At 63.3% G+C, this 17549-nt stretch carries 16 protein-coding genes; 2 read left to right on the top strand and 14 right to left on the bottom strand.

Annotated features, from left to right (window positions below; genetic code table 11):
• Window positions 1-14: 14 nt before the first annotated feature.
• The 14 genes from WDU96_RS07630 to WDU96_RS07695 form a co-directional block, all read right to left on the bottom strand.
• Window positions 15-3278 (bottom strand): DEAD/DEAH box helicase, encoded by a 3264-nt coding sequence (locus WDU96_RS07630; protein WP_337337905.1) that lies wholly within the window; start codon window positions 3276-3278, stop codon window positions 15-17.
• Window positions 3279-3318: 40 nt separating this feature from the next.
• On the bottom strand, window positions 3319-3729 hold the full coding sequence (gene nusB, locus WDU96_RS07635; RefSeq protein ID WP_337337906.1) for a transcription antitermination factor NusB: 411 nt from the start codon (window positions 3727-3729) through the stop codon (window positions 3319-3321).
• Window positions 3730-3731: 2 nt separating this feature from the next.
• Entirely contained in the window at window positions 3732-4292 is a 561-nt protein-coding gene (gene efp / locus WDU96_RS07640; RefSeq protein ID WP_337337907.1) for an elongation factor P, read from the bottom strand.
• Between the two features lie 84 nt (window positions 4293-4376).
• Entirely contained in the window at window positions 4377-4835 is a 459-nt protein-coding gene (locus tag WDU96_RS07645; RefSeq protein ID WP_337337908.1) for a type II 3-dehydroquinate dehydratase, read from the bottom strand.
• A gap of 9 nt (window positions 4836-4844) precedes the next feature.
• The gene (gene aroB, locus WDU96_RS07650) at window positions 4845-5924 is read right to left on the bottom strand and encodes a 3-dehydroquinate synthase (protein WP_337337909.1); all 1080 of its coding nucleotides are present in this window, start codon (window positions 5922-5924) and stop codon (window positions 4845-4847) included.
• Complete coding sequence (locus WDU96_RS07655) at window positions 5921-6448, bottom strand: shikimate kinase (RefSeq protein ID WP_337337910.1); 528 nt, start codon at window positions 6446-6448, stop codon at window positions 5921-5923. The genes aroB and WDU96_RS07655 overlap by 4 nt, the downstream gene beginning before the upstream one ends.
• Complete coding sequence (gene aroC / locus WDU96_RS07660; protein ID WP_337337911.1) at window positions 6432-7658, bottom strand: chorismate synthase; 1227 nt, start codon at window positions 7656-7658, stop codon at window positions 6432-6434. The genes WDU96_RS07655 and aroC overlap by 17 nt, the downstream gene beginning before the upstream one ends.
• 4 nt (window positions 7659-7662) lie before the next feature.
• On the bottom strand, window positions 7663-8499 hold the full coding sequence (locus WDU96_RS07665) for a shikimate dehydrogenase (protein WP_337337912.1): 837 nt from the start codon (window positions 8497-8499) through the stop codon (window positions 7663-7665).
• The gene (gene mltG / locus WDU96_RS07670; RefSeq protein ID WP_337337913.1) at window positions 8493-9956 is read right to left on the bottom strand and encodes an endolytic transglycosylase MltG; all 1464 of its coding nucleotides are present in this window, start codon (window positions 9954-9956) and stop codon (window positions 8493-8495) included. Before mltG ends, WDU96_RS07665 begins: the two co-directional genes overlap by 7 nt.
• 1 nt (window position 9957) lies before the next feature.
• Complete coding sequence (gene ruvX, locus WDU96_RS07675) at window positions 9958-10425, bottom strand: Holliday junction resolvase RuvX (protein WP_337337914.1); 468 nt, start codon at window positions 10423-10425, stop codon at window positions 9958-9960.
• Entirely contained in the window at window positions 10422-13079 is a 2658-nt protein-coding gene (alaS, locus tag WDU96_RS07680) for an alanine--tRNA ligase (protein WP_337337915.1), read from the bottom strand. Before alaS ends, ruvX begins: the two co-directional genes overlap by 4 nt.
• A gap of 71 nt (window positions 13080-13150) precedes the next feature.
• A complete protein-coding gene (locus WDU96_RS07685) occupies window positions 13151-13435 on the bottom strand; it encodes an ATPase (protein ID WP_337337916.1) in 285 nt (94 codons plus the stop codon).
• Between the two features lie 111 nt (window positions 13436-13546).
• Complete coding sequence (rpsD, locus tag WDU96_RS07690) at window positions 13547-14176, bottom strand: 30S ribosomal protein S4 (RefSeq protein WP_337337917.1); 630 nt, start codon at window positions 14174-14176, stop codon at window positions 13547-13549.
• Window positions 14177-14364: 188 nt separating this feature from the next.
• Window positions 14365-15708 (bottom strand): replication-associated recombination protein A, encoded by a 1344-nt coding sequence (locus WDU96_RS07695; RefSeq protein WP_337337918.1) that lies wholly within the window; start codon window positions 15706-15708, stop codon window positions 14365-14367.
• Window positions 15709-15817: 109 nt separating this feature from the next.
• On the opposite strand from WDU96_RS07695, the gene WDU96_RS07700 reads away from it, so the two are divergent.
• Together WDU96_RS07700 and WDU96_RS07705 are read left to right on the top strand one after the other, a co-directional pair.
• The gene (locus WDU96_RS07700; protein WP_337337919.1) at window positions 15818-16129 is read left to right on the top strand and encodes a dioxygenase; all 312 of its coding nucleotides are present in this window, start codon (window positions 15818-15820) and stop codon (window positions 16127-16129) included.
• Between the two features lie 87 nt (window positions 16130-16216).
• Window positions 16217-17488 carry a DUF349 domain-containing protein gene (locus WDU96_RS07705; protein ID WP_420063947.1) on the top strand — a complete coding sequence of 424 codons (1272 nt, stop codon included), beginning with the start codon at window positions 16217-16219 and terminating at the stop codon, window positions 17486-17488.
• Window positions 17489-17549 lie beyond the last annotated feature (61 nt).

Raw genomic sequence — 17549 nt, forward strand, 5'->3', positions numbered from 1 at the left:
GCGGCTCGTGGGCGCTACGACTCAAAGAGGCCGCGAATATCGTCCGCGGTGAGCGCGCTGCCGAATAGCGCGTCATCGTCCATCACCGAGCGGAACAAGCGAGCTTTCCGCTGCTGGAGTGCCATCACTTTCTCCTCGATAGTGCCGTTCGCAATGAGTCGGTAGACCATCACCGTGCGTGACTGTCCGATGCGGTGGGCTCGATCGACCGCCTGTGCTTCAGCAGCGGGGTTCCACCATGGATCCAACAGGAACACGTAGTCGGCCTCGGTCAAGGTGAGTCCAAACCCACCCGCCTTGAGGCTGATCAAGAACACCGGCGCATCGCCCTCGCGAAACGCTCGCACCGCGGCGTCGCGATCCTTTGTCGAGCCATCGAGGTATGCGTACGGCACCCCTCGCCTATCGAGTTCTGCGGTGGCGAGCGCCAGAAACGATGTGAACTGACTGAAGATCAGCGTGCGATGACCCTCGGCGAGGATCTCGTCGAGCTGTTCGAAGAGCGCCGTGATCTTGCTCGGGGCGATGTGCGCATGCTCGGGATCTACCAACGCGGGTGCCAGCGCAAGCATGCGCAGCAGGGTGAGCGAGCGAAACACGATGAACCGATTGCGGTCCAGATCATCGAGCAATCCCAACACCTTCTGGCGCTCGCGCTGCAGCACAGTGTCGTAGAGCTCCCGGTGCGCTGCGCTGAGCTCAATGCGCACTTCTTGCTCTTGCTTTGGAGGCAGGTCTGCCGCGACGACCTCTTTGGTGCGACGGAGCACCAGTGGACGAATGCGACGTCGAAGCTGCGCCAAACGCGCTGCTCGATATTCCCCGCCCTCGCGGTTGCTGGGTACCTTCCCCTGCTCGATCGGTCCGACATACTCTTCGCGGAAGCGCCGAGCCGACGGGAACAGCCCCGGCGCCGAGAGCGCAAGAAGCGACCAGAGTTCAGTCAAGCTGTTCTCCAGTGGTGTGCCCGTGATCGCGAAGGTGACCTCGGCAGTGATGTCGCGCGCAGCGCGATGCGCCTTCGTCTTCGCGTTCTTCACGAATTGTGCCTCGTCAAGCACGAGTATCGCCCACTCGACGGCGGTGAACTCACTTTCGTTCAGCCGAAGCAGCGTGTAAGAGGTGATCAGCACATCAGCCGCGGCGGCAACAACGGGCACTGAGACGCCGCGCTTGCTTCTTGTCGCGTCGACGATCGCCACCCGCAACTCGGGCGCGAAGCGAGCGGCTTCGCTTTGCCATGTCGACATCACAGAAGTAGGCGCTACGACGAGCACGGGTCGAGTCTCACCCGATTCGCGCAGGTGTTCGATGAGCGCGAGCATCTGCAGCGTCTTGCCGAGCCCCATGTCGTCGGCGAGGATTCCGCCGAGGCGGTGCTGCCATAGGAATGCAAGCCAGTCGAAACCCGCGCGCTGGTAAGGACGCAAGTCGGCGGCAATACCGCGGGGCACGGGCGTCGGCACGATCTGCCCGACGTCGCGCAGCCCTTCTGCAGTGCGTCGCCAAGATATGGCTGGCTCCGCTTCATCTGCGACGTCTTCAAAATCTGCCCAGAGATCGGTTTGGTACCGACTGAGACGAGGGGGCGTCTCCCATTCGCTCAAGCCGCCGGCTTCATCGATGAGGTCGCGAAGGCGCTGCAGTGCGGGGTGAGAAAGCGAGAAGTAGCGGCCATCGCTCAGCAGCATCTTCTTGCGGCCACGAGCAAGTGCGGTGAACAGGGGTGTGAACGGAATCGTGCGACCGTCTACCGTGACGATGATGCCGAGGTCAAACCAGTCTGGGTCGGTCGACTCCACCGTCGAGATCTTCACGTGCGGATCCGCGGATAGTTCGCGATATTTGGGGCGCTCGCCTCGCAACTCCACTCGCACCCCGCTGCAGGACTCGAGCTCAGGAAGCAGTTCGGCGGCGAACACGGCAGCATCCAGCCCGCTCAGTGATCCCTTGGCGCCCATCGGTACGGGCGAGATCGGATTCCACACGCGCTCAACACGCGTCAGAATCTCAGATTCAGCGTCGTGATCTCGGTGGGCCGCGGAATCCCAGCTGAAAGGTTCCCGCCGTCGCGAGCCATAGCGCCAGTCCAAGGTGAACGACAGCCGATGTTGCGCAGAGAACTGCACAGCCAGCACAAGTTCGGGGCGAGGTGCCAGCGGAATCTCGACGCCCTCAGTCTCTACGGTGCTTTGACGGGCGAGCAGAGGCAGATGCTCATCGATGAACTCGTCCGCATCGGCCTCGGGTACTTCGACGGGAGTTCGCGCAACGAGCAACCCGTGCAAGGGCGCTGACAATGGCACTTGCGCGAGCGTCAGGTCGATGCGTTCGCGGTGCACCTCGAACCTGTACACACCCAGATGTCCGATTGGCCGCAGTGACTCGACGTCCGCAACCACGTCATTGATACGCACCCGTGGTGAGAGCTGAATTCCGCTCGCGGTGCGCTCGGCGCGAACGACAGCATCAGCGCTGTCGGCAATCGTTACGCTGCTCTGCTTCTTTGTCGCGACGATCGGAATGTTCCGTGCAGCGGCTTCACCGAGGTGTGCCCACAGCAGTGTCGATTCGACGTCGTCGATGGTGAGCCACTCTGACACGTCCACGAACGAGCCCAGGGAACGGACCTCGTGTGCGATGCTCCACAGCTCTGCGAACCAACGTGCCTGCGCGGGCTCGAACGGGTTGGCGGGGCGCCTGACCGTGTCCCACGAAGCGCCGCCTTTGATCCAGGTGTTGCTGCGACCGCTGAGTTCGAGAGGGCGCAGACCTACGAGCAGGTCGGCACCCGCAAAGTGCAGACTGCGAGCTGTCGCAGCTTCCGCGCGCAACGGTGCCCAGTTCGACGCGCCGCGCCTGATGCGCTGACGCAGTTCGACTCCGAGCGCGAGGGGCGTCACAATTTCACGAGGCGATGACTCTTCAACAAATAGCGACCGCCAGCGGTCAGAGCCGGCCGTCGGTGCTTCTGAGACCTTCTCGGCACGTTGATTGCTGGCGAGCAGCGTCGCTACGGTGTGCTTGCAATCTGCGTGCAGCGGACAGGTGCATCTGGCAGAAAGGATCGGTCTCGTGCTTCGGGCCGGGTCGAGATGAATTCGGCAGCGGTACGAGAAGTCGCTGCTACCGGTCACCTCGCCGATCAACAATGAGCGGCGAACATCCCACGTCAGGTTTCGCACCGCACCGTCAGCGAAGTAGGCGACGCCTCGCTCGTACGCACCGCCAGACGCCTGCCGGCGGATGTGCGACGAATCGATGAAGGGCGCGTTCACAGCATCCATCCTGCTGGTCGCCCCTGACAATGCCAGAAGATCAGGAAGAGCGTGCGATGCGCGCGAGCACACCGTGCACGAATGATCCCGCTTCGTCGGTCGAGAACTCTTTCGCGAGGTCTACCGCTTCATCGATGGCCACTGCCGTTGGCACCGCGTCGTTGTAGAGAATCTCCCACACTCCTAGCCGTAGCACAGCACGGTCTACGGCAGGCATCCGCTCGAGCGTCCAGTCCTTGGCGAAGGTAGTGATCTGCTCATCGATGGCTTCGCGGTTGTCGACGACGCCATCGACGATCTCCCGTGCGTACAGCCACGAGGCCTCGCGAGACGGCTCATTTGCCGCGCGCTTGGCTTCGGTAGCGAGCATCTCTGCGAGCGCGACGTCACGTACGTCGGCTTGAAAGAGGATGTCGAGCGCGCGTTTGCGTGCTTTAGTGCGAGCACTCACGGCTAGTTCACACGGCCGAGGTAGTCTCCGGTGCGGGTGTCAACCTTGACCTTGGTGCCCGTCTCGAGGAACAGCGGCACCTGAATCTCGTAGCCGGTCTCAACGGTGGCAGCCTTGGTTCCGGCCGAAGAACGGTCGCCCTGGAGGCCAGGCTCGGTGTAGGTGATCTCAAGCACAACCGACGGCGGCAACTCGACGTAGAGCGGGTTGTCGTTGTTGAGCGCAATCTGAACCTGCTGGTTCTCGAGCATGAAGTTTGCCGCGTCGCCGACCGTTGCAGCCTGCAGGCTGATCTGGTCGTACAGCTCAACGTCCATGAAGACGAAGCTGTCGCCGTCGTTGTAGAGGTACGTGAAGTCGCGGCGGTCGACGTTCTCAACGTCTACCTTTGCGCCAGCGTTGAAGGTGCGGTCGATGACCTTGCCGCTGAGCACGTTCTTCAGCTTGGTGCGGACAAATGCTCCGCCCTTGCCGGGCTTGACGTGCTGAAACTCCACAACGTTCCAGAGCTGTCCGTCGATCTTGAGCACGACGCCGTTCTTGATGTCTGCGGTGGATGCCATGAGGAAAACAAGTCCGTTCGTGAGGGAAGTGGGCCGTGGCGGCCCGACGTGTCATTCTACGGGATGGGTTGCGTCGCGCGTGATTCAGGCCGTTGCGCGCTTGACAATGAGGTCTAGCAGCTGTTCCACCGCGCGGGCATATCCGGCCACACCCTCACCGATCACGTGCACCGAGGCGACATCGCGAACGTACGAGTGGTGACGAAACTCTTCTCGCGCCATCACATCCGAGATGTGCACCTCGGCAACCGGCAGCGCAACGCCAGCCAGCGCGTCGCGCAGCACCACAGAGGTGTGAGTCAGGCCGCCCGGATTGATGACGATCCCCGAACATCGCTGTCGCGCGTCGTGAATGGCATCGATGAGCACACCCTCGTGGTTGGACTGGATCGTTCGAACATCGAACCCGCGCGCCTGGGCGGTGTCGGCCACCAGAACTTCAACGTCTCGCAGCGTCTCGTGCCCGTAGATTTCAGGCTGGCGCACACCGAGCAGATTGAGGTTGGGGCCATTGACGAGCAGCAGCGGCAGGTTCGATATCACGCGCTCAGCCTACGACGCGGCGACTTCTTGGTACGCCGCAAACAGCAGCGATTCGTCGGGAGCTTGCAGCACAGTGGGCTTGGCGATGTCATCAAGCACGATAAAGCGCAGCATGCCCCCGCGGCTCTTCTTATCGCGCTGCATCGACGCCTTCAGGGTGGGCCATGCGCCGGCGCGGTAGCTCACCGGCAGGCCAAGAGATTCGAAGATGTCGCGATGGCGCGCGGCGGCTTCATCAGAGAGCCTGCCTGCCAACCGCGACAGTTCGGCGGCAAAGACCATGCCGATCGAGATCGCGGCGCCGTGGCGCCAGCGGTAGCGCTCTGCGTGCTCGATAGCGTGGCCGAGCGTGTGGCCGTAGTTGAGGATCTCGCGCAGCCCTGCTTCGCGAAGGTCCTCCCCCACCACGCGCGCTTTCATGTCGATGGCGAGTTCGACGGTGCGCCGAAACTCGGCCGTCGTGGGATCGGTGGCCACGAGCGGATCAGCCTCGATGATGTCAAGGATCTCTGGTGCCCAAATGAACCCGGCCTTGACCACCTCTGCGTAGCCGGCGACCAGTTCGTTGCGTGAGAGCGTGTCGAGCAGTTCGAGGTCGCAGATCACTGCACGTGGCGCCCAGAAAGCGCCCACCAGGTTCTTTCCTTCGGCAGTGTTGATCCCCGTCTTGCCGCCGACGGCGGCATCGACCATCCCGAGCACGGTCGTGGGAATCTGCAAGACCTCAACGCCGCGCAACCAGGTGGCTGCGACGAAGCCCGCGAGGTCAGTTACCGCCCCACCGCCAAAACCGATGACCGCATCGGTGCGGGTGAAGTCAGCCTGGCCCATAACCTGCCAGCAGAAGGCCGCGACCTCGACGCGCTTGCCCTGTTCCGCATCGGGCACCTCTGCCAGAAGCACCTCGCGTTCGCCTCGAAGAGCGTCGCGAAGACCTTCCGCCTGGGCAGCGAGAGTCGGCGGGTGGATGATGAGGACTTTGCGTGCCGCGGCAGGCAGCAGCTCGCCCGCGGTAGCGAGAATGCCGCGTCCGACGAAGATGTCATACTGTGCGTCACCGCTGACCGAGATGGTGCTCACGTCTGTCATTGGTCCTCCGTGGTTTCGTTGTTTTTCGCCCACGCCACGATCTCTGTGACGATGTCGGCCAAGGGGCCGTGAGAGGTGTCGAAGGTGGCATCTGCGAGTGTTTCGTAGATCGGGCGCCGTGTCTCGAATATCTCGGTCCAGCGTTGAGCCGAATCGTCGCCCTGCAACAGCGGACGTTTCGAACCGGACACTCGAGTTGCCACCACGCGGGGCGCAACGGTGAGAAAGACCACGCGGTGTTCGGAGAGGTCGCGCTGTGTCGTTTCATCGAGCACAGCGCCACCGCCCAGAGCGACCACTCCGCCATTGCCCAAGGCGTCGCTAACCGCTTGGCGTTCCAGAGAACGGAAGTGTGCTTCACCGCGCTCGGCGAACAACTCAGCGATCGCGCCGTGTTCGCGCACAACAACAGCGTCGGTGTCAACGAATGGCAGTTTCAGAGCGCGTGCGACGCGTTTGCCGATACTGGTCTTGCCAGCTCCCATCGGTCCGATCAGAACGATCGAATCAGACCGTTTCGTCATCGCTCAGAGACGCATCGCTTGCGGCAGAGGTGTGAAGCGACTCAGGAATTGCCGCCAGATACGACTCGACGTTGCGACGCGTTTCTCCGATGCTGTCACCGCCGAACTTCTCGAGCACGACATCGGCGAGCACTACGGCAACCATCGCCTCAGCGACGACGCCAGCAGCCGGGACCGCACAGACGTCGGAGCGTTGGTGATGAGCGGTTGCATCATCACCGGTGGCGATATCGATCGTGCGCAGCGCCTTGGGCACGGTGGCGATCGGCTTCATACCCGCGCGCACGCGCAGCACGGTGCCCGTCGACATTCCGCCCTCCGTTCCGCCCGCACGATCGGTCGAACGAGTGATTCCGCCGTCGGTCGCATAGAGCTCGTCATGAGCTTTCGAGCCGCGACGCGTTGTGGTGAGAAAACCGTCACCGACCTCGACGCCTTTGATCGCCTGGATGCTCATGAGCGCCTGCGCGAGCTTGCCATCGAGGCGGCGATCCCAGTGCACGTGAGAGCCCAGTCCGGGCGGCAGCCCGTAGGCCAGCACCTCCACGATGCCTCCCAGCGTGTCGCCGGCCTTGCGCGCATCGTCAACTTCTTCGACCATTTTTGCGCTCGTTGCGGCGTCGAAGCAACGCAACGGATCAGCATCCAGTGCGTCGACATCGGCGGGCGCAGGAACGGGTGCATCTTCGGGCACCCGAACCGGCCCGATCGAGAGCGTGTGACTGACGAGCTCGATGCCGAGTTCCGCGAGGAAGCTGCGTGCGACCGCGCCGAGTGCGACGCGGGCCGCGGTTTCACGCGCGCTCGCACGTTCAAGGATCGGACGAGCCTCGTCGAAGTCGTACTTCTGCATGCCCACGAGGTCGGCGTGACCGGGCCGTGGGCGTGTCAGGGCTGCGCCACGCCCGCGTGACTTGTCGGTGAGTTCGACGGGCTCGGCGCTCATCACCTCGACCCACTTTGGCCATTCGGTGTTGCCAATGCGAAGCGCAATCGGGCTGCCCAGCGAGTAGCCGTGTACGACACCCGACGAGATCGTGAGCTCGTCTTGTTCGAATTTCATGCGCGAACCGCGGCCGTAGCCGAGCTTGCGTCGTTCGAGGTCGGCTTGGATGGCAACGCTGGAGACGGGGACGCCCGAAGGCAGACCTTCCATGACAGCGACAAGTTCGGGGCCGTGCGATTCGCCGGCCGTGAGCACACGGAGCATTGGTCTAGTCTCCCATGAGCGTCGCGCGCATTTCGGCGACGACGGTTGATTCGTTCTCGAGCGGCACGTCGATCTCGTCCGATGTGAACACCCGCACCTGCAGAACCGCTTGATGCAAGAGCATGCCGAGCCCTGATGACGCGGTGTGTCCAGCTCGGACCCAGGCGGCAGACAGCGGGGTCGGCCAGTTTCCGTATACGACATCGCAAAGGTGTCCGCCAGATTCTGCGAGGGCGTCAGAGCCAGCTTCGCTGAGCACTGTCTCGCCGGGCAGTGTGGCGATCGTCACGGTGGCAGCGTTGAATCGTTCGGCGTTGAATCCCACACCCTCGACCTGCATGCCGAGCTTGTCGCCAAGAGCTCGCAACGGCAGCACGGATTCCGGGCGGCGCGCCACGATCTGCACGTCTCGCGCATCGAGCTCGCTGAGAGCGATGAGCGCAGATGTCGCGGTGGCGCCAGCTCCGATGATTCGAGCGGTAGGCGCCGCAGCTACCCCGTCTTCGCGAAGTGCGCGCACCAGGCCGCCGACATCGGTGTTGAATGCGTGAGGACCGTCCGACGTGAGCAGAAGGGTGTTCGATACGCCGGCGAGGGCAGAGTGGCGATCGTGGCTGACGGCACAGTTGAACGCTTCAGTCTTGAGGGGCATCGTCAGCGACAGCCCTCGCCAGTGCTCGTCGAGGCTGGCGAGGGCAGCTGTGAACTCTCGCTCGTTGACGCGACGACGTCCGTAGTCCCAGTTCAGGCCGAGCGTTCGGTATGCCGCACGATGAAGTCTTGGCGAGCGGCTGTGCTCGATAGGGTCGCCCCATACCGCGAGCTGGGCAGACGTCAGCACCCGGCGTCCGGGTTCTCAGAGCACCACGACAACCAGTCGTTCACGGCCGCGTTGTGATCGTTGAGGTTCGTGGTGAACGTCGTTTCACCCGTATTGAGGTTCACTGTCACGAAGTAGAGCCAGTCGCCTTCGGCGGGGTCCATCGCGGCGGCGATCGCGACATCGCCGGGGTTTGCGATCGGGCCCACAGGCAGCCCAGGGTTCACATAGGTGTTCCACGGGTTGTCATCGTACTGAGCGTCCGCTGACGTGCTTGCCGTGCCGTCGTCTTCGCCGAAGCCGTACTGGGCGGTCGAGTCCATCTGCAGGTACCCGAAGGTCTCTTGGTTGTCGGCCTGCAGCCGATTCTCGATCACCGTTGCAACCTTGCGCATGTCTTCTTCGTAGCGCGCTTCGCGCTGGATGATCGACGCGATCGTGAGGATCTCTTGGCGCTGGTCGACCGGCACCTCTGCGGCATCCAATGAGGTGATCGTTCGGTTGACGAGCCTTTGGATCACTTCTTCGGCGGTCACACCCGGATCGAACGAGTATGTGGCAGGAAAGAGCCAGCCTTCGAGGGTGTCGGCTTCGACCCCGTAGTCAGCAGGGTTCTTCACCGCAGCTTCGAGGTCTTCAAGCGGCAATCCGATGCCTTCTGCGAGCAGGGGCAGCGAGTCTTCGACGGTGAGACCCTCGCGAAGTTGTGCAGAGTTCTCCATCTTGTTCTCGGGATTCATCAGCGCGGCAAGTGCGGCTTCAGACGTCATCTGCTGCTGCATCGCGAACACACCGGGTACGAAATTGGGGTTCTGGCCGGTGTCGATCAGATAGTCGTAGAACGCCTCAGGCGTCTTGGTCACTCCGGCGTCGTACAGCGACTGCGAGATAGGCGAACCGGTATCTCCTTCTGAGATGGTGACGAACGTCTCGCCCGTCGCGAGACCCTCCTCATAGTCCTGTGGCTCTTCCCAGCCCATGACCTCGCGGATCTGACTTTCGTATGTACTCCAGACATACCAGGTGGCGACGGCTGCTCCTCCGATGAGGAGCAGAAAGACCGCGAGAGCTATCCACCCGCCGATGCGGCGTTTGCGCCGGTTGCCTGGCGGCGGAGGCGTTCCCAGCGCATCAGCGGTCGCTTCTGCGCTGAACAGATCATCGAGCGTAGCGGTTGAGGCGCGCGGTGTCGGGTCGGTTGGGTTTTGCGCGGATGAGGTGCGAGCGGATGCTGCGTTGCCCGCGCGGTTGTACGACGGCGACGCGGTGGGACGTGTCGCGGGTGTGCCGAAGATCCACGAGTCGTCCGAGCTGTTCGATTCCGTTGATGCGCGCACAGGTGCCGCGGTCGGTGGCGGTTCGGGTGCGCCATCGGGAGCCTTCGCGGGCGCGGCCTCGCGGGCTGCCGCTTCGCGCGCGGCGCGTCGCGAAACGGGCGCAGCGCCGTCGGCGGGACCGGGCGTCGGGGTATCGGACATGTCAGGCGGGCTCCTGAGAGAGGGGGGTTCCAGGGGATCGCCCGGTGTTCTTCTCAACGTCGAGAGCCTGTTGCAACAGGACGACCGCGGCGACCTGATCAACAATGTTACGAGATGAACGCTGTGATCTGCCCGAACTGCGCAGGGCCGCGTGGGCCGAGACCGTTGACAACCGTTCGTCAACGAGCCGCACGGGGCGCTCTGACACCTGCGCAAGCGCTGCCGCGAACTCCCTCGCGTCTGTCGTTGATTGCGTATCGGTGCCTTGCATGTTCAACGGCAAGCCGACCAGAATCTCGAGCGCGTCGTACTCAGCGGCGATTGCTGCCACTCGCGCCACGCTCTGCTGCTCGCGGGCAACCGTTTCTACCGGAACGGCAAGCATTCCGTCAGGATCGCATCGTGCCACGCCGACTCGGGCACGCCCGACGTCGACGCCGATGCGCACGCCACGCCGAAAGCCGTTCACGCCTCGAGCGCCGCCGAAATCGCTGCGAACGCCGCAGGCAGAGCAGCAACGTCAGTGCCGCCACCCTGCGCAACATCATCGCGTCCGCCGCCACCACCACCGAGTACGGCGGAGGCAGTCTTTACGAGTGCACCCGCTTTTGCACCAGCGCGTCGAGCCGAATCGTTCGTCGCGACGATGACGATCGGCCGACCAGAGATCTCGGCGCCCAGGGCGACGACGGCTGCGCGATCTCCCAGACGCTCCCGGACCTGAAGCGCGACAGCACGAACATCGTCTGCCGAAGCTGCACTGCCGAGAGAAGATGCGACCACGGTGTACTCGCCGACGCTATTGGCCGCGGCGACGAGGGCAGGCAATTGGTCGCCCAACGCCTTGGATTCGAACGCAGCGATCTTCTTTTCGGCTGCTTTGAGGTTTGCCGTCAGCTCAGCGATCTTTGCGGGCAGACCTTCGCGCGGCGTCTTCAACGTTGTGGTGAGCTGCGATACCAGGGTGCGCTCTGCCGCCATGGATCGGAAGGCGTCCAAACCGACGAGCGCCTCAACGCGACGGTTTGACGCCCCGACCGATGACTCTCCCACGAGATTGATGATGCCAATCTCCGCGCTGGAAGCGACGTGCGTGCCGCCGCAGAGCTCTCGCGACCAGGGACCACCGATGTCGACCATGCGAACAGTGTCGCCGTACTTCTCGCCGAAGAGCGCCATTGCGCCGAGAGCCTTCGCATCGTCCAGCGCCAGGACGCGCGTGGTGACTTCGAGATTGTCGTGCACCGCGTTGTTGGCGATCTCTTCGATCTCGGTCTTCGTTTCTTCAGAGAGCGCTTGGCCCCACCTGAAGTCGAAGCGCATGTAGCCTGCGCGGTTAAGAGAGCCCGACTGGGCGGCAGACTTGCCGAGGGTGTCGCGCAGCGCCGCGTGAACCAAGTGCGTGGCGGAGTGCGCCTGCTGCCCAGCACGACGATTCGCGGCGTCAACCACAGAGGTCGCAGCTTGCCCGATTCCTACTTCGCCCGAGCTCACCTGCACGGTGTGGCTGATGAGGCCGGCAACGGGGCGCTGCACATCGAGAACTTCGAGCTCGAATCCGGGGCCGACGATGAGGCCCTTGTCGGCGACCTGGCCGCCAGACTCCGCATAGAGAGCGGTTTCGGCAAGGATCACCTCGGCTATCTGCCCGACGGCGGCGCTCGTGACCGGCAGCCCATCGACGAGCAGTCCGAGCACCCGCGACTCAGTTTCGAGGTCGGAGTAGCCGGTGAAGATCGTCTCACCCTGCGAACGGAAGTCGCGGTAGACGCTGAGATCGGCCAGCTGACGCTTGCGCGACTTTGCATCGGCCTTGGCGCGAGCGCGCTGCTCTTGCATCAGCGTGTCAAACGCGGCGCGATCGACGCTGAGCCCGGCCTCTTCGGCGATCTCTAGCGTCAGGTCGATGGGAAAGCCGTAGGTGTCGTGCAGCAGAAACGCCTCATCGCCTGCGAGGCGTGAGCCGCCAGCATCCTTCGTCAAAGCCAGCGCATCGTCGAGAATCACCGAACCGGCCGCGAGCGTGCGCAGGAACGTCTGCTCCTCTGCATAGGCATAGGCAGAGAGGCGGTCGTACTCGTCACCGACTATGGGGTACGCCTCTTGCATCGCATCCCGCGAGGCGGTGAACAGGTCGGGGAATGTCGCCCCCTCTACGCCGAGGAGGCGCATCGAGCGAATGGCACGCCGCATGAGGCGGCGCAGAATATAGCCGCGGCCCTCATTCGACGGGGTGACGCCGTCGGCCAGCAACATCAGTGATGAGCGCACGTGGTCGGCCACGATGCGAAAGCGCACATCGTCTTCGTGCACGGCGCCATAGGTCTTGCCGCTCAGCTCGACAGCCTTGTCGAGAACAGGGCGAACCTGGTCGGTCTCATACATATTGTCGACGCCCTGCTTGATGAACGCGACGCGCTCAAGCCCCATGCCGGTGTCGATGTTCTTGTTGGGCAATTCGCCGATGATGTCGAAGTCGATCTTCGATCGCACATTGTGAATCGCATACTGCATGAAGACCAGATTCCAGATCTCCACGTAGCGGTCGTCGTCAGTGGCGGGGCCACCATCAATGCCATAGTCGGGGCCGCGGTCGAAGAAGATCTCTGAGCACGGGCCGGCAGGGCCGGGCACACCGGTGCTCCAGTAGTTGGTGTCTTTGCCGAGGCGCTGGATGCGCTCGTCTGGCAAGCCCGCGATTCTCTGCCAGAGTCCGAACGCTTCGTCGTCGTCTTCGTAGACCGTGACCCAGAGGTCCTTGGGATCAAAGCCGAACTTTCCGTCGTCTTCAGAGCCGGTGAGCAAGTCCCACGCGAAGGTGATTGCGCCCTCTTTGAAGTAATCGCCGAAAGACCAGTTGCCCAGCATCTGGAAGAAGGTGCCGTGTCGAGGCGTCTTGCCGACCTCTTCGATGTCGTTCGTGCGGATGCATTTCTGCACATCTGCGGCGCTCGGGTAGGGCGCGGGCACTACGCCGCTGAGATACGGAATGAAAGGCACCATGCCAGCGACGGTGAACAGCAGTGTCGGGTCATCACTGACAAGAGACGCGCTCGGAACGATCGTGTGACCCTTCTTTTCGAAGTAGTCCAGATAGCGCTTCGCGATTTCGGCAGTCTTCATCGGGGTCCTCGTCATTCAGCGCGCCCGAATCGGTCCTGGTCGGAGCCGGGGCGCGAAGGTTGGGCAGCGTGTCAGTCGCGGATCTTGTCGGCGATGGCGGCCGCGGAATCGGCGGCGTCGGATGCCGCTGCGATGGCAGCCTCAGCGCCCGCAGCTGCGGCGTCTTTCACATCGTCTACGAGCCCGGTGAAGCGGGACTCTTGTTCACGGTAGGCGTCGCTCATGCGATCAGTGAACTCGGTGATACGAGCGTCAACGTCGGTGAGCACCTCGTGGCCACGCGGGTCTTTGTTGACCAAATGCGCCAAGACGAATCCACCGGCGACACCCGTCAGAAACCACAGGAACTTTCTCATGTCACCACTCTCTCGTGGGCCGCACATGCACGGCCTCCCCCATCGTAGGCGCAAACGAAGAAGGGCGCCGGAATTGCCCGGCACCCTTCTCGCTACAGCTTGCTTTGTTGCTTAGCGCGCTGCGTAGTACTCAACGACGAGCTGAACGTCGCACACGACCGGAACCTCGGCGCGCTTCGGGCGACGCTCAAGGCGTGCCTGCAGCTTGTCGAGTTCAACCTCGAGGTAGCCGGGAACGGGAGGCAGAACCTCGGCGTGACCGCCGGCTGCTGCAACCTGGAAGGGCTCGGTGCCCTCGCTCTTGGCCTTGACGTGGATGGTCTGTCCCGGCTTTACGCGGAACGACGGGCGGTCTACGGGCTGGCCGTCGACGAGAATGTGGCGGTGCACAACGAGCTGGCGTGCCTGCGCGGTGGTGCGGGCGAAACCCGAACGGAGCACGAGAGCGTCCAGACGCATTTCGAGCAGCTCGACCAGGTTCTCACCGGTCAGGCCGTCCTTGCGGCGGGCTTCGTTGAACGTGTTGCGCATCTGCTTCTCGCGAATGCCGTACTGCTCGCGCAAGCGCTGCTTCTCACGCAGACGAACGGCGTAGTCGCTGTCCTGCTTGCGCTTGGTGCGGCCGTGCTCACCCGGAGCGTAGGGACGCTTCTCGAGGTAGCGGGCAGCCTTGGGGGTCAGCGCGATACCGAGTGCGCGTGAGAGGCGGACCTTGCGGCGGTCCTGGGACTTCGTGGTCACGAAGGTGTCCTTCCGATGACGTGGCCGCGTCTTTCGCAGCTCACGGACGTATCGCCCATTCCCGCCATTCGGCGCGCACGTCGGGGCGAACCGGTGGTTTTGTGGGGAGTGGGGATGCCCGAAAACTGTGTTTCGAGCCGGTCTACCTTATCAGAGAAGCCCAGAGGGATTTCTGAGTGGATGCTGCGCTATTGCCGGTCCGACAGAATTCGCCGAATCTTCTCGAGCCGCGCCTGCACATCGCGCTCCGCACCGTGGTTGGTGGGCTCGTAGTACCGCTTGCCCACGAGCTCATCTGGCAGGTACTGCTGGGGCACCACGCCGATCTCAGAATCGTGCGGGTAGCGATATCCCTTTCCGTGCCCGAGCCGCTTCGCGCCGGCGTAGTGCGCGTCTCTGAGTGGCACGGGAACACGACCGAATCCGCCAGCGCGCACGTCAGCAATCGCCGCGTCGATCGCCACGTATGCGGCATTGGATTTGGCAGTCGTCGCGAGGTAAGCGGTTGCTTCCGCGAGCGGAATGCGACCTTCCGGCATACCGATGAATTGCACAGCATCGGCGGCCGCTACCGCGATGGTGAGCGCCTGTGGGTCAGCAAGGCCGATGTCTTCGGCTGCCGAGACAATCAAGCGCCGAGAGATGAACCGAGGGTCCTCTCCCGCTTCGATCATTCGTGCGAGGTAATGAATCGACGCATCCACATCAGAGCCGCGGATCGACTTGATGAACGCGCTGATTACGTCGTAGTGCTCGTCGCCTTGGCGGTCGTAGCGCAATAATGCCCGATCCACGGCCAACGACACATGCTCGGCGGTGATCAGCGGCGCGGAGGCATCGTCGCCCGCGTCGCCCGCGGGTTCGGCCAGCGACGCAGCGGCTTCGAGTGATGTCAGCGCGCGACGCGCATCACCCGAGGCGAGCTGAATGAGCGCAGCGCGTGCGGCGGGCTCGAGGGTTGCAGAATCCGCGAGCCCGCGAGGGTCTGACACGGCGCGGTCGAGCAGCGTTGCGATGTCTTCATCGGTGAGTGGCTGCAGAGTGAGCAGCAACGATCGCGAAAGCAACGGCGAGATGACCGAGAATGACGGATTCTCTGTCGTCGCAGCAATGAGCACGACCCAGCCGTTCTCTACTCCTGGAAGCAGCGCGTCTTGCTGCGCCTTTGTGAAGCGATGAATCTCGTCGAGGAACAGGATTGTTGACTGGTCGTAGAGGTCACGCTGGGTGAGCGCCTCTTGCATCACCTCTCGCACGTCTCGTACGCCCGCGGTGACTGCCGACAGCTCGACGAAACGCCGACCCGAGGTTCGGGCAATTGCTTGCGCCAACGTGGTCTTGCCGGTGCCGGGCGGCCCCCACAAGATGACAGAGGTGCCCGCCCTGGTGGCTGCACCCGGATCAGCGAGGGCTACCAACGGTGAGCCTTTTCGCAACAAGTGGCCCTGCCCCGCGACCTCGCTGAGCGAGGTGGGACGCATGCGCACCGCAAGGGGGGTCTGCCCCTGGAAGAGTGCGCTGGGAGTGGTCACCTTCCCAGGCTAATGCGCGAGATGACCGTGCTCGGCGGTTTGGCTGTGAGCGAAGCCGCGCCGTAGGATCAACCCGGCCCGGGCATCGACCCGGAGCGAGGGAGGTTCCGTGGCCGCTGGTGGCAAGGATCGCGAAACACGCGAGTCCCGTGAACGTGCGCGTCGTTATTTGGCGCGCCAGCAATATCAGGCGGGCCTCAGCACGCGGCGGACGCGCGACAACGTTGTTGCAGCCTTGGTCGGTGGATTACTCATCGTCGCAGCCTTCGTCGCGCAGTCGTTGTACTTCACTACGGGTCCGGGCGCCCCGGAGCCCGTGCCCACTCCCGTCGTCACATCCACTCCCACGCCCACTGCGGAGCCTACGGCCGAGCCGTCTGAGAGCGTTGAGCCCAACCCGACCGAGACGCCGGAACCCTGACGCGTAGCGAATCTCCCGAAAGAGCGGTCCTGGCGTACTAGGCTTGGGAGCCGTCCATCCCCCACAGGCGGCGTATGCCGCGATGAGGTGCATTCCGTGACTGCCGCAGCAGATTCAACTCCCGAACCGACAACAAGCGAGCCCTGGGGCCGCGTCGACGACGATGGCACGGTCTCCGTGCGCGAAGCCGACGGATGGCGGGTCGTGGGTCAATACCCCGACGGTTCGCCCGAGGAAGCACTCGGCTACTTTGAGCGAAAGTATGCCGATCTGGCCAGCGAGGTCGGCCTGCTTGAAGTGCGACACCGTCGCGCCGGGGCGTCTGCCGCCGACCTTCGTGGCGCGGCCCGCACTGTCAGCGGCAAGCTCAAGAACGCCGCGGCCGTGGGCGATCTGGCCGCTTTGGAAGCACGAGTGGCTGCGCTCAACGTGCAGCTGGCAGCAGAGTCTGAGACCGAGGCTGTCGCCGCCCGCGAGGCTGTTGATGAGGCGATTGCCGTGCGCACGACGCTGGTCGAAAAAGCTGAGGCTCTCGCCGCTCGTGATCCCAAGACCGTGCAGTGGAAGCAAGCCTCCGCTGAGCTCGCCGAGATGTTCGACCAGTGGCAAGCTCAGCAGCAGAGCGGTCCACGTCTGCCGAAGTCGACGGCTCAACAGCTTTGGAAGCGGTTTCGCGATGCGCGCGCCACGGTCGACAAGCACCGTCGGGAGTTCTATGCCGAGCTGGACAGTGCGCACAAGGTAGTTCGCGACCAGAAGACCCGACTCGTAGAGAAGGCAGAAGCACTCGCGCCGAAGGGCGAAGACGGAATCGCTTCGTACCGCGAGCTTCTTGACCAGTGGAAGAGCGCAGGTCGTGCTGGCAAAAAGGTCGACGATGCTCTGTGGGCTAGGTTCAAGGCCGCGGGTGACGCGCTCTACGGTGCCCGCATTGAGCGAGAAGCAGCGGAGAACGAGGCCTCAGTCGAGAAGATCGCCGCTAAGCGTGAGCTTCTCGAAGAGGCCAAAGCCGTCGCTGACGAGCGTGTCATCGCCAAGGCACGCACTCTGTTGACCAGCATTCAACGCCGTTGGGACGAGATCGGTCGCATCTTTCCACGCGATACCGAACGCGGACTCGATGACAGCTTGCGCAAGATCGAAACGGCACTGCGCACCCGCGAGGACGCTGACTGGAAGAGCAACAACCCAGAGACGAAGGCTCGCGCCAACGACATGACGCGTCAGCTCACCGATGCGATCGAAAAGCTTGAGGAAGAGCTCGAGGCTGCGAAGAAGTCTGGCGACAAGCGCGCAATTACTGCGGCTACCGATGCGCTCGAAGCTCGACGCACCTGGTTGAAGGCGCTCGGCGGATAGCGAACGTTCGGGACTGATCTGTCCACAGATCGCCCTGCAAGCGCTTCTGGACGCGACACGT

The sequence above is a fragment of the Microbacterium marmarense genome (assembly GCF_037204165.1).
Classification (GTDB): Bacteria; Actinomycetota; Actinomycetes; order Actinomycetales; family Microbacteriaceae; genus Microbacterium; species Microbacterium marmarense.